The organism is Bosea sp. NBC_00550 (genome assembly GCF_026020075.1).
Taxonomy (GTDB): domain Bacteria; phylum Pseudomonadota; class Alphaproteobacteria; order Rhizobiales; family Beijerinckiaceae; genus Allobosea.
In genome coordinates, this window is sequence record NZ_CP102772.1 from 4,398,084 (window position 1) to 4,410,928 (window position 12,845).

At 65.0% G+C, this 12,845-nt stretch carries 8 protein-coding genes; all 8 read left to right on the forward strand.

Features of this window, described 5'->3' with window-relative positions:
* Nucleotides 1-57: 57 nt before the first annotated feature.
* The 8 genes from NWE53_RS21120 (at nt 58) to NWE53_RS21155 (ending at nt 12,599) form a co-directional block, all read left to right on the forward strand.
* Nucleotides 58-1,071 carry an NAD-dependent epimerase/dehydratase family protein gene (locus NWE53_RS21120; protein WP_265051314.1) on the forward strand — a complete coding sequence of 338 codons (1,014 nt, stop codon included), beginning with the start codon at nt 58-60 and terminating at the stop codon, nt 1,069-1,071.
* Between the two features lie 145 nt (nt 1,072-1,216).
* Entirely contained in the window at nt 1,217-2,692 is a 1,476-nt protein-coding gene (locus NWE53_RS21125; protein WP_265051315.1) for a sugar transferase, read from the forward strand.
* 90 nt (nt 2,693-2,782) lie between these two features.
* Nucleotides 2,783-4,963, forward strand: coding sequence for a GumC family protein (locus tag NWE53_RS21130; protein WP_265051316.1), 2,181 nt, complete (start codon nt 2,783-2,785; stop codon nt 4,961-4,963).
* Nucleotides 4,960-5,274 carry a hypothetical protein gene (locus NWE53_RS21135; protein WP_265051317.1) on the forward strand — a complete coding sequence of 105 codons (315 nt, stop codon included), beginning with the start codon at nt 4,960-4,962 and terminating at the stop codon, nt 5,272-5,274. Before NWE53_RS21130 ends, NWE53_RS21135 begins: the two co-directional genes overlap by 4 nt.
* Nucleotides 5,275-5,424: 150 nt before the next feature.
* Nucleotides 5,425-7,590 carry a right-handed parallel beta-helix repeat-containing protein gene (locus NWE53_RS21140; RefSeq protein WP_265051318.1) on the forward strand — a complete coding sequence of 722 codons (2,166 nt, stop codon included), beginning with the start codon at nt 5,425-5,427 and terminating at the stop codon, nt 7,588-7,590.
* 157 nt (nt 7,591-7,747) lie between these two features.
* On the forward strand, nt 7,748-9,490 hold the full coding sequence (locus NWE53_RS21145) for a type I secretion system permease/ATPase (RefSeq protein ID WP_265051319.1): 1,743 nt from the start codon (nt 7,748-7,750) through the stop codon (nt 9,488-9,490).
* On the forward strand, nt 9,487-10,896 hold the full coding sequence (locus tag NWE53_RS21150) for an HlyD family type I secretion periplasmic adaptor subunit (RefSeq protein WP_265051320.1): 1,410 nt from the start codon (nt 9,487-9,489) through the stop codon (nt 10,894-10,896). Before NWE53_RS21145 ends, NWE53_RS21150 begins: the two co-directional genes overlap by 4 nt.
* Before the next feature lie 290 nt (nt 10,897-11,186).
* Nucleotides 11,187-12,599, forward strand: a complete 1,413-nt coding sequence (locus NWE53_RS21155; protein WP_265051321.1) for a mannose-1-phosphate guanylyltransferase/mannose-6-phosphate isomerase — start codon at nt 11,187-11,189, stop codon at nt 12,597-12,599.
* Nucleotides 12,600-12,845 lie beyond the last annotated feature (246 nt).

Below are 12,845 nucleotides of genomic sequence, written 5' to 3' on the forward strand. Positions count from 1 at the left end.
GCTAATGGAAACTGAAAATCGCTAACACCGAAACTCAATTCTTAGTGGAGCGATGTAATGTCTAGCAAATCCGTGTTGGTTACCGGCGCCGGCGGCTTTATCGGCTTTCATCTCGTGAATTATCTGAAGAATAAGGGCTACAAGGTCAGAGGCGTCGATATCAAGGAGCCCGACTACGAGGGCAGCTCGGCGGATGAGTTCAAGCTCCTGGACCTCCGCGAGATGGAGAATTGCCGGGAAGCCGTCTACGGCATGGACGAGGTCTACAACCTAGCTGCGGATATGGGCGGCATCGGCTACATTTCCGGGGCGCATGCCTCCATCACCTACAACAATACGATGATCAGCGCCCAGATGCTCAAGGCGGCGCATGATGCCAAGGTCGAGCGTTTCCTGTTCTCCTCCTCGGCCTGCGTTTATCCGCAGCACCTGCAGGATGTGCCTTCCGTCGTGCCTTTGAAGGAGGCGGATGCCTTCCCGGCCGATCCGGAGCCCGGATATGGGCTGGAGAAGCTCTATACCGAGAAGCTGTGCGAGTACTTCACCGAGGATTACGGCTTCCAGACCCGGCTTGTCCGCTTCCACAATGTCTACGGACCGCTCGGTACCTATGACGGCGGCAAGGAGAAGGCGCCGGCAGCGATCTGCCGCAAGGTCGCGCATGCGGCCTCCGGCGACACGATCGAGGTCTGGGGCGACGGCAAGCAGACCCGCTCCTTCATGTATGTCGACGATTGCGTCGAGGGCATCTTCCGCATCATGCGATCGGATTACTCCGGGCCGCTCAATCTCGGCACCGATGAGCTGGTCGATGTCAGCGGGCTCGTCGACATCGTCGCCGAGATCGCCGGCAAGACGATCAACAAGCGCTTCAACACCAACCGCCCGCAGGGCGTGCGCGGTCGCAACAGCGACAACACCCTTCTGCGTGAAGTGCTCGGCTGGGAACCGCCGATGCATCTGCGGCAAGGGTTGGTTCCGACCTATCGCTGGATCGAGGCCGAGGTGAAGGCCGGGGGCATCGAGCGTCACATCATGCCCCAGGTGGAGCCCATGATCGCTGCGCAATAGATCGGCGGCGCGTCCTGCGGGACGCACGCTGTCGATCCAACTCATTGTTGCAGCGCCAAACTCTCCCGAAAAGCGGCATCCGCTTTTCGGTCTGGTGCTCCGGCGGTTCGGTTCTCCTTACCGCGCGATATCACGGGAGGCTGCCATGCCGGATATCATCACCACCGCGGTCTCGCCTGCCATCGCCATGCCGAGGCCGGACTATCGGGTGGGCTCCGGCGTGGCTCCCGCGACGCGCCGGCTGCTTGTCGCCGCCGGGTTGCTGATCGGTGATCTTGCCACCCTGACGATCGTCATCGGCATTCTGCAGTTTGGCGCCCGCATCGGCGGGTTCGGTGCGGACACCGCCATGCCCGGGCTGATGGTCGTCTGGGTCCTGGCCCTGTGCGGGGCACAAGCCGGCTTCGGCCTCTACGGCTCGGAACGTGCCGAGCCCGTCGACCGGCTGCGCCGGCGTACGCTCGGCAATGCCATCGCCGCGATGGTCGTGATCGCCTGGGTGTTGATCGGAGAACGGCCTGCGCCGCTGATCGGCATCGTGGCCGCCGGATCGCTGCTGGCCATCGCGCTCGGTTATTATGTCGAGATGCTGGTCCGTGGCGCACTGCTCAGGAGCGGGCTTTGGGCCGCCCCGACGGTACTGTATGGAACCAGGGCGGCCTGCGCGGCGCTTGCCCGCCATCTGGCGCTGCGGCCGGAGCTCGGGTTGAGACCGGTCGCGATTCTCACGGATGACGACGGGGAGTCGCTTGCCGAAGCCGGCCAGGCGGCCGGTCTTCCCGTCATCACCTGCGGACAGGCGAACATCATTTCGGAGCGGATCGAGGTCGCGCTATGCGCTTCGGGCGATCTGCCTGCCGAGAAGGCGGACTGGCTGGAACGCCTGCCGTTGCGCCAGATCTTCGTCGTCCACGACGCCTCGGCGCTTGAAATCCTGACCCCCCGGATGCGTGTCATGGGCGGGCTGCTCGGCTTCGAGCGGCGCAGCGCGATTCACATCCCCCGCAACCTGCGCCTGAAGCGGCTCGTCGATCTCGTGCTGGGCATACCGCTCGCCATTCTGGCCACTCCCGCGATCATCGTGCTCGCATTGGCCGTGAAGGCTGTCGATCCCGGGCCCGCCTTCTACGCCCAGCCGCGGATCGGCCGAAACGGGCGCATCTTCAAGGTCTACAAGCTCCGCAGCATGTTCTCCGATGCCGAGGCTCGGCTGGCGGCCCATCTCGATGCCGATCTCACGGCGCGGCACGAGTGGGAGCGGTTCTTCAAGCTGACGCACGACCCGCGGATCCTGCCTCGCATCGGGCAGTTCATCCGCCGCTCCAGCCTCGACGAGTTGCCGCAGCTCTGGAACGTGCTGCGCGGCGAGATGAGCATCGTCGGACCGCGACCCTTCCCGGCCTACCACAATCAATGCTTCGACACGGCGTTCCAGGCGCTTCGGACCAGCGTCCCGCCGGGTCTGACGGGATTGTGGCAGGTGACCGATCGCAGTGACGGCGATCTCGCGATCCAGAAGCGCCAGGACAGCTTCTACATCCATAACTGGTCGTTCTGGCTGGATTTGTACGTGCTGCTGCAGACCGTTCCGGCAGTGCTCATGGCGCGCGGGGCGAAGTAGCGCGGCGCAAAGGCCCAATCGGGCTGGCTCCGCGGAAGCGGGCAGCCTCAGTCGTCATCCAGAGACACGAAGCAGGCGGGACAAGCGACCATGGATTTCTTCAGCGAGATGAGGGCTCCTCGCCAGTCTCAGGCGCTCTCCCGATATTACGATGCCGCGACCTTCGACTTTCTCTCGATGCTCTGGCGGCGGCGTGGGCTGATCCTCGGGGTCACCTGCGGAGCCGTGCTGGTCGCCGCGCTCGCTCTGGTGGTCATGCCGCGTCGCTATGCCACCGATCTGGTCCTGCAGTTCGACTTCACGCGCGATGATACGGCGGGAGGGGGAGGCAAATCGAGCAGTGTCGCGCTCGAGGCTTCGACGCTCGTGGAGAGCGAGGCGCGGATCATCCGCTCTCTGGCGACCGCGCGGGCCGTGGTATCGCGGCTGGGCCTCGACAAGGTATCCGAAAAGCCGGCCTCCTCCTTGTCCAGTCTCGTTGCGGGCGGCGTCGACCTGGTCTTCCCGCCCTGGGTCCGTGAGACCGCCCGCGAGTTCGTGGGCCTGGGCGGGTCGACGAGCCCGCCGGCGTTGCGTGATGTCGTCGCGCAGGGGCTGCTGTCGTCGCTGACGGTCGGCAACGACTCGAAGGCGTATCTGGTGACGCTCACATATCGCGATACCGATCCGGATCGCGCTGCGCTCATCGTCAATGCCTTCGGCACCGAATATCTGCGGCGGAAGATGGAAGCGAGCACGAGCGCCTCGCAGCGCTCCAGCCAGTGGTACGGGGTGCAGGCGCAGGAAGCGCGCATCAACCTGGCGAGGATAGAGAAGGAAATCGAGGAGTTCCGCGTCCGGACCGGCTTCGTCGAGCTCGGGCAGGACGGCGCCGACATGCAGCAGCAGCAGCTTCGCGACGTGCTGACCCAGATCAACGCCGCGTCGGCGACACGTCTGGCGGAAGAGATGCGCCTGCGCCGGGCGCAGGAATCCATCGCCGCCGGCAATGTTCCGCAGGCGACGGATCTCGGCGGATCTCCGGTGGTTCAGGCTCTCCTGGACGAGGAGGGCAAGGCGCGCAGGGCTCTCGACGAGATGATCAGCATGGCCGGCGATCGCCACCCCGCAGTCACGCGGCTGCGGCTGACGCTCACTTCTGTGCAGGACCGCCTGAAGAAGCAGCTCGCCCAGTCCGTGGCCAATATCGAAACCGACGTCCAGGCAGCCCGTGCCACGGAAACGGCGCTTTCGGCACGCGTCGCGACACTCCAGACGAAGTCGATCGAGGCGCGAGGCCTCGAGGGCCAGTTGCGGACCTTGCAGGCGGAGGCGACGGCCGCGCGCGACCGCGTCAAGCAGTTGTCCGATGCGCAGCAGCAGGCCAGTGCCGTGAGCGAGCTGAGGCCGGTCATCGCGCAGATCCTGGCTCCCGCCGAAGTACCTTCCCTGCCGAACACCCCCGGCCCGGGATTGGTGCTGAGCCTCGGCCTGCTCACCGGGCTCGCGGCCGGGGCCACGCTGTCCTTCATGCTGGAGAAGCGCGATCGCGGTTTCCGCAGCGAAAGCGAGTTCGCGCTCGAGAATCACAGCAGCTGCGTCGGGCTCCTTCCCAAGCTCGAGCACTACCCGAATGGTCTGGAGAGCCTCGTCTTCGCCGAAGCCGTCAGATCGACGGTGGCGGAGCTGTTTCCTCCCACGAATCCACCGAAGGTGGTGCTGATCACCTCTTCGGCACCGGGCGAGGGCAAGTCCTTCGTGGCGTCGGCGATGGCTCGCGTGCTGACGGTGATGGGGCAGCGGGTTCTGGTGGTCGACGGTTCTCCGCGCCGACTCCTGCTGGGCGAGAACTTCCCGCATGAGGCGCTACTCGACCAATGCCTTCCTCAAGTCGGCGATTCAGACTCCGCGGCGACCTCCATTGCCACGGTGCGGCGCGCATCCGGCCTGAGGGACGGGCAGAACGTCTATTCGAATCCGGCCTTCGAGGCGATGCTGCGCGAGGCGCGCGCACGATATGACGTCATCCTGTTCGAGGTCGCGCCCGTGCTGCTTTCGGCCGACTGCGCCTTGCTGCGTGAGCACGCCGACACCGTGCTGCATGTCGTCAAATGGAACGATACGCTGAGGACGACCGTCTCCGCCACGCTCGACCATCTCACGCGGCTCGGGCTCGACGTGGGAGGCATCGTGCTCAACGGCGTCGATCTCGAGGAACAGGGGCGTTACAACGCGACGGACCGCGGGCAGGCCTACCGAAACTACAAATCCTTCTATCAGGCTTCGGCATGATCGGCCGCCCCGCCTCGCTTTTCATGGCCGATGCCGATCGTCAGACGCTTCCGGCAGGCACGGGCTTCAGCTGCCGGGATTGCGGCTCCCCCGCCGTTCTGCTGCCGCGCGAACTCTCCGCCCAGGCGCTCGTGATCTGCGATCGCTGCCAGAGTCCGGTCGCGACTCTGGCCGCCTTCCGGGAGTATGTCGATCGCCTGGCAGCAGGCGCCCAATGTTGCGACCATCACCTGACGATCTGCCAGACGGATGCCGGAAGGCCTGTTTCATCCACAGGAGGGTCAGTTTTTAACGAAGAAATAATCGATTGATATATTGTATCAAATTCGGGCAGATAGTACAATCGGACTAATACTGTCTGATATAAATTCGGGTCTTTGGGTAGAACGCGATTGCAGGTCAGGGGTATCTAGGGGCTCGACCACACCGAGTGTGTTCTTGCCCTAACAGGAGACCCCTTTATGGCTAATTTCTACGTATCTACAACCGGTAACGACAACAATTCCGGTCTCGATCAATCCTCAGCTTTTGCGACTGTGGAGCGTGCCCAGGAAGCCATGCGGCAGAGCGGGGGCGCCGATACGACCTACCTCGCAGGTGGTACCTACCATCTCGACAGCCCCATTCATCTGACATCGGCCGATTCCGGCTCATCCTTTGTGGCGTCGCCCGGACAGAACGCCATCGTCAGCGGCGGCACGCCGATCACCGGCTGGACCCAGGGCGCGAACGGCGTCTGGTCGGCCCATGTCGACGACGCCCAGGTCCTGCAACTGACCGTCAACGGCGTGCAGCAGGTCGAAAGCCGCTTTCCCAACGTCGATCCTTCCGATCCGATCCGGGGCGGCTGGCTCTGGGGGCAGGATCTGCCCGGCGGGGCCGATCCTAGCAAGTCGCTCGCCTTCAATCCGTCGGACTTTCCGTCGGGTCACGCCCCGCAGGTCGGGCAGACGGTGACGGTGTTCTCGGAGAATGGCTACGCCAACGATCACCTGACCATCGCGTCGGTCAACGGCAACGTCATGACCTTCACATCCGAAGCCAATTACGACCTCGGCCCCGCAAGCCGCTTCTTCGTCTCGGAGCCGGTGCCGGATGGCGTGGGCGAATGGTCGTTCAACAGCCAGACCGGGACCATCCTGTTCAAGGCGCCCGCCGGTTTCACGGGCGACGGTGCGGTCGCATCCTCCGATCACAGCCTGTTCGTCGTCGATGGCGCGAAGGATGTGGGTATCAAGGGCCTGACGCTGACCGACACGGCAGCGGTGTCGGGCGATCCCAATACGGCAGCGATCGAAGCGCATAACGCGACCGGGTTGACGGTCGACGGGAACCATTTCGTCAATGTCGGCCTCGGTGTCGCGCTGCATGGCAGCAGCAATGGCAATGTGGTCTCGGGCAACAGCTTCGACCACATCTGGTCGAGCGCTGTCGCCCTGACGTCAGGGACCAGCGGCAACAAGATCTCGAACAATGTCATCGACCACTCGAACGAAGCCTTCGTTCAGTACGGCTCGATCGACATGCAGGAATCGGCGCGCAACCAGATCGACCACAACACGATCACCAATGTGCCGCGCTTCGCCATTTCCGAGAACAACCACGATCCCGACATCGCGTCTGGCGGCAATGTCATCGAGTACAACGACATCCGCCATGCCGGCCAGCAGACGCCAGATGTCGGCGCCATCTACCTGTTCTCTCATGAGGATCCCGGCGCACTTGGCGACACCATCCGCTACAACAACATCGTCGATACCGGCGGCCTCAACACGCAGGACGCCGGGTTCGCGGAAAACTGGAGCTCCGGAATCTATCTCGACAACCTCGCGAGCAACGCGCAGATCTACGGCAACTTCATCGAGGGAACATCCTTCAGCGGCATTCTGATCCATGGTGGATCGAACAATTCGATCCACGACAACACGCTGCTGGACAACGGAAAATACGGCATCGCGACCATCGGTGTCGACGGCTACGCCATCACCGGCAACGAGACCTACGAGAACTTCATCCAGGTCTCGAAGGATGGCAGCAACACGATCGATACCGATCAGACCAATGCGGGCCTGATCCACAACAACGTCTATTACAACCCCGATGGCAGCGACTTGACTGTCGCGGATCTCTCGCTGTCGAGTTTCCAGCAGCGCGGCGGCGACGTGGGCAGCGTCGTGACCACGCAAGCCGGCTTCGCGAATGCCGCGGACGGCGAATACAGCTTCACGTCCGGATCGATGGCGCAGTCGCATGGCATCGAGTCGGCCCCGTTCGGCTCAATCGGAGCAACGGGCGTGAGCTCGGCGCCGGATACGGGCACACCGGCGACGCCGCCCCCTGTTACGGCGGAGCCCGCTCCGCCCGTCACGGCGGAACCCGCGCCTCCGGTTACAGCAGAGCCTGCACCGCCGAATACGGCAGAGCCCAAGCCGCCTGCCGTCGAGCCTACCCCGCCGGTAGCAGAGCTGCCGCCGCCGGTCACGGCGCAGCCTGCCCCGCCGGTCGTCGCAGAGCCCACGACGCCAGGCGGTTGGGCCGGCCATGGTGGCGGTCGCAACTGGTTCCAGGATTTGCAGACGCAACAGGACAGTAACGACCACGGCCATTCCTACCACTGGCACTGGTAGGCCTCGCGCCTTAGCCATGGCGGCTCAGCTTCGATATCGGGGCAGGGCCGCCATCCCTTGAGAACGACCGGCGGCGATCCTTCGCCGCCCTTCCGGATCGGCATTCGTCGGTCCGGCTCCTCCTGAAATTCCCATCGCTGCAAGGAAACCGACGAAGATGCTTTCGCAAACGGTCCGCAGTCTGACGCCCGCATTCGCTTCGCTTTTCGGGCTTTCCTTCGTCCTCAATCTCTTCGTCTTCGTTTCCCCCCTCTATACGATGCAGATCTATGACCGGGTGCTGACGAGCCGGAACGGCACGACGCTCGTCATGCTCTCGCTGATCGTCCTTGCCTTGTTTGCGGCCTATGCCGCGCTCGAGCATTTCCGCAGCCGCGCGCTCGTCCAGCTCGGCCTGTGCGTGGACCGGGCGCTGTCCGAGCCGGCATTCGAGGCCGCGTTTCGCGGTGCGTTGGAGGCCAAGGGCTCGCAGCACATCTTGCCCATCCGCGATGTCGAAACCCTGCGCGCGACATTGTCCGGCAGTCTCGTGCCGGCACTGATGGATGCGCCCTGGATTCCGATCTATCTCGGCCTCTGCTTCATCCTTCATCCGGCGATCGGCCTCGTTGCCACCGTCGGCGCCGCCGCGATCCTCGGCGTCGCCCTGCTGAACGAGCGCGTCACGAAGAATTCCCTGGTTCGTGCGGCGGAACTGGGCCACGGCGCCAGCGAGCGCCTCGCCGCCTCCCTCCGGAATGCCGAAGTCATCCAGGCGATGGGTATGGCACAGGCCATCCGCGGCGAATGGCGGCATCGGCAGCGCAGGGCCCTCGCTTATCATACGATCGCCGCCGATTGGGGCGGGACGCTGCTCGCAGCGACGAAGCTGCTGCGGCTCGTCCTCCAATGCGCCGTGCTTGGCGTCGGCGCCTATCTCGCCATCCACCAGAACATCGCGGCGGGCGCGATCTTCGCCGCCTCCCTGATCATGGGGCGGGCCCTGGCGCCGATCGAGGGCGCCGTCGGCCAGTGGAAGAGTTTCGTGTCCGCGCGAAGCGCGTTCCACCGGCTCGGAACGGCCTTGAAGCCCGCCTCTGCCGGCAGCGAGGTCATGACGCTCCCCCACCCGGCGGGCCCCTTGCGCGTCGAGGGCCTGAGCGTGCGCGCTCCAAACGGACAAGCGCTGCTTCTGCAAAATGTCTCGTTCGAGGTGGAGCCGGGCGAGGTCGCGGCAGTCGTCGGGCTGACCGGCTCCGGGAAATCCTCCCTGGCCCGCGCGCTTGTCGGTGTCTGGAACCCCGACCAGGGCGTCGTGCGTCTCGACGGCAACGACATCCGGCATTTTTCCGACGAGCAGCGCGGCCGGATCTTCGGCTACCTGCCTCAGGATGTCGAACTGTTCGCCGGAAGCGTGCGCGACAACATCACCCGCTTCGATCCCGCCGCCACCGACGATGCCGCCGTCGCCGCCGCCTCGGCCGCCTCGGCGCATGACCTCATCCAGAACTTTCCGGCCGGCTACACGACGCAGATCGGCGACGATGGAGCGATCCTGTCCGGGGGACAGCGGCAGCGGATCGGCCTGGCGCGAGCGCTCTACGGCCAGCCCGCACTGGTCGTGCTCGACGAGCCCAACGCCAATCTTGACACGGATGGCGATGCCGCGCTCGCCCGCGCCCTATCGGGCCTGCGCGCCGCGGGCGCCATCGTCGTGGTGATCACGCATCGCCCGCAGCTTCTGTCCCAGGTCGACAAGATCATCCTCATGCAGAAGGGCCAGGCCGTCAGGGTCGGCCTGCGCGACGAGATCCTGCCCGTGCTGCTGCAGCCGGGCGTCGGGCCGCGCGTTCGGCCGCCTCAGGGTGGAGCGGTACGACGATTGGAGCCGCATTCCGTGGCGAGGTGGGCGCGTCGATGAAACTGTCGATGAATATCGCGAAGAAGCTGTCGCTCCACGCCACGCGATGGCGCCGGCGCCTCGAGCCCGCCCTTGTCGGGGCACGGCGCATGATCCTGCTGGCGCGAACGCCTGCCGAAGCAGGCGGCGATTGGCGGACCCCTGTTCAGAAGGGCTACATCGTCGTCGCCGTTGCATTGGGGGCCGGAGGAGCCTGGGCGGCGACCGCCCGCCTCGACAGCGCCGTCGTGGCCCATGGCAGCGTCGTCGTGGAGAGCGACCGGAAAGCGGTCCAGCATCTCGAGGGAGGCATCGTCGAGGCTGTCGCGGTGCGTGACGGTTCCGAGGTTCGCGCCGGCGAGGTGCTGTTGCGGCTCGACGCCACGCATGCCGCCGCGCAGCGCAGCGTGGCGCGGCTCGGCGTCCTCCAGGCTTTGGGCGAGGAAGCGCGGCTTACCGCACAGATCGACCAGCTCGACCGCATCGCCTTCTCGAATGAACTGACCGAGGCCGGCGAGAGCAAGGAGGCGCGCCGGATCGTGCTCGACCAGGAACGCCTCTTCAAGGAGCGCGTCTCGGCCCAGAAGATGGAGGTCTCCATTCTGGGAGAGCGTCTGACGCAATCCCGGAAGCAATATGAATCGACCGAGGCGCAGCGCAATTCTGCGACGACCCAGGCGGCCAGCATCAACGACGAACTCACCAAGCTGCGGCCTCTCGCCGATCAGGGCTACATCGCGGCGACGCGCATCAACCCGCTGCGCCGGTCGCTGACCGAACTCGAGGGCCGCATCGGCTCGCTGAATGCGGATCTCGCGCGCCTGTCCGTGGCCAATGACGAAATCCGGCTCCAGATGAGCCAGATCGGCTTCAAGGCCGCGGAAGAGGCATCGACGAAGGTCGCGGACTGCCGGGTCAGGCTCGCCGATGCCCGCGAGAAGCTGCGCATCGCCGAGGATGTGCTGGCGCGTGCGGAAGTCCGCGCCCCGCGCGCCGGCCGGGTCGTGGCGTCGAAGGTCCATACGGTCGGAGCGGTGGTGAAGCCGGGCGAGACCATGATGGAAATCGTGCCCCAGGACGACGATCTCGTCGTCACCGCCAAGATCTCGCCGATGGACGTGAACAGCCTCCGCCCCGGCATGGCGGCCGAGGTGCGCCTGCCCTCGTTCAAGGGACGGGCGACGCCCTTCACCGTCGGCGAGGTCAAGTCCGTAGCGGCCGATGCGCTGCGCGACGATGTCTCCCAGCAGATGGTCTATGAGCTGCGCGTCAGTGTTTCGGCCTCGGGCTTCCCCCCGAAGATCCGTTCGAAACTCAAGCCCGGCATGCCGGCCGAGGTCTTCGTGCCGACAGGCGAGCGCACCGCCCTTGCCTATCTGATGCAGCCCCTGATGGATTCCGTGCGTTCGGGCCTCAGGGAGGAGTGAGGCCGGCGGCGGCTTGAACGGGCATCGGCCCGAAAGCTGCCCGGAAGCGGCTGAAAGATCGCAGAGGCCCGACTCTGCCGGCTGCTCGTGCCGGCGGATCGGGCCTTTTGCCGTGGCCCGGCTGTTTCCCGCTGCGTCAAGCCCTACCGCAAGGAGTAGGTCAATGGAGTGAGCTATTCGCCGAGATATGACGCATGCTAGCTTGGCAGCTCAGCCTGGTCGGACGCGCGAATAACAGTCATTCCCAGAAATACCTGCCGTTGATCAGCGACTTCGAGGAGCGTGAATCCATGTCGCAGAAGATCATCCCCGTTGTGATGTGCGGAGGAGTCGGAATCGGCCTATGGCCGATCGCGCGCGACACGATGCCGAAGCAGTTCATCCCGCTCTTCGGCCAGGAATCGACTTTCCAACGGGCGGTTCAGCTTCTCTCCGATAAGGCGGTCTTCGACAAGCCGATCGTCGTGACCAGCTCGGAATACCGGTTCACCGTCGCGGATCAGTTGCAGGCGATCGGCGTGCAGGCCGAGATCGTGCTCGAGCCCGTCAGACGTGACTCCGCTCCCGCCGTGGCGATCGCGGTCGAGCTCGGCCTTGCGCGCGACGGCGCAGCCATTGTCGGCGTCTTCGCGGCAGATCATGTCGTGCAGGATGGCGCGCTTTTCGTCGAGACTTGCGCCAGGGCTGCCAAGGTGGCCGCACAGGGGCGCATCGTGACGATCGGGATACCGCCGACCTATCCGGCGTCGCAGTACGGCTATATCCGGCCCGGAGCGGAAATCACCGATGACGCCCGCCAGGTCGAGGCTTTCGTCGAGAAGCCCGATGCCGTGCAGGCTGCCCGCTGTCTCGCGGACGGCTATCTCTGGAATTCCGGCAACCTCATCTTCGATGCGGCCACGATGCGGGCCGAGCTCGAGATTTTCGCGCCGGGTGTCATCCGCGCGGCGCGTGAGGCCGTCGCGAAGAGCACGAGCGATCTCGGCTTCCGGGTGCTCGACACCGGCGCCTTCGCCAGGGCGCTGAAGATCTCGATCGACTATGCCGTCATGGAGCGGACGACGAAGGCAGCGGTGATCGCCGGTCATTTCGGCTGGTCGGATGTCGCCGGCTGGGCTGCGATCTGGGACCTTTCCGATAAGGGAAAATGCGGCAATGTCGTCGAAGGCAGGGGCTATGTCGTGGATGGCGCGAACAACCTCGTTCGCTCCGAGGAGGCCCTCGTCGCCGTGGTCGGCCTCGACGATGTCGCCGTCATCGCCACGCGCGACGCCATATTGGTGATGCCGAAGGCGAAGGCCGACAAGGTCAAGGACGTCGTGGCCATGATCGCGTCCAACGGCGAGGCGGAGGCCGGTGCCCATCGCGAAGTTCACCGGCCCTGGGGCAAATATCTCTCGATCGATCTGGGTTCGCGCCATCAGGTCAAGCGCATCACGGTCAAGTCCGGTGGCGTTCTCTCGCTCCAGAAGCATTTCCACCGGGCCGAGCACTGGGTCGTGGTGCGCGGCACGGCCGAGGTGACGCGCGACGAGGAAACCCTCGTCGTGCACGAGAACGAGTCGATCTACCTGCCGATCGGCTGCACCCACCGCATGGCCAATCCAGGCAAGATCCCGCTCGAGATCATCGAGGTGCAGGTCGGCTCCTATCTGGGCGAAGACGACATCGTCCGCATCGAGGACATCTACAAGCGGGTTTGAATTGATGAGCTGCTGCCGCAGGCGACGGAGCTGATGCGCGAGCGCTCATACGCTGCGCTGCGTTTGGCGGCTTTCGCCTCCGCCTGATAACGCCGCAGAAGGGCGCTCGCCGTCATCGTGAAGGTCACGGGGCTAGAGACAGCGCGGCCGTGTCGCTCTCCGCCTCCGGCGCTCGGGCCCGTGCGAAACCCCTGCCTTCTCAAGGAATCGCCTGGTTGCCGCAGGGTTGCCTGCACGCCTGACCTT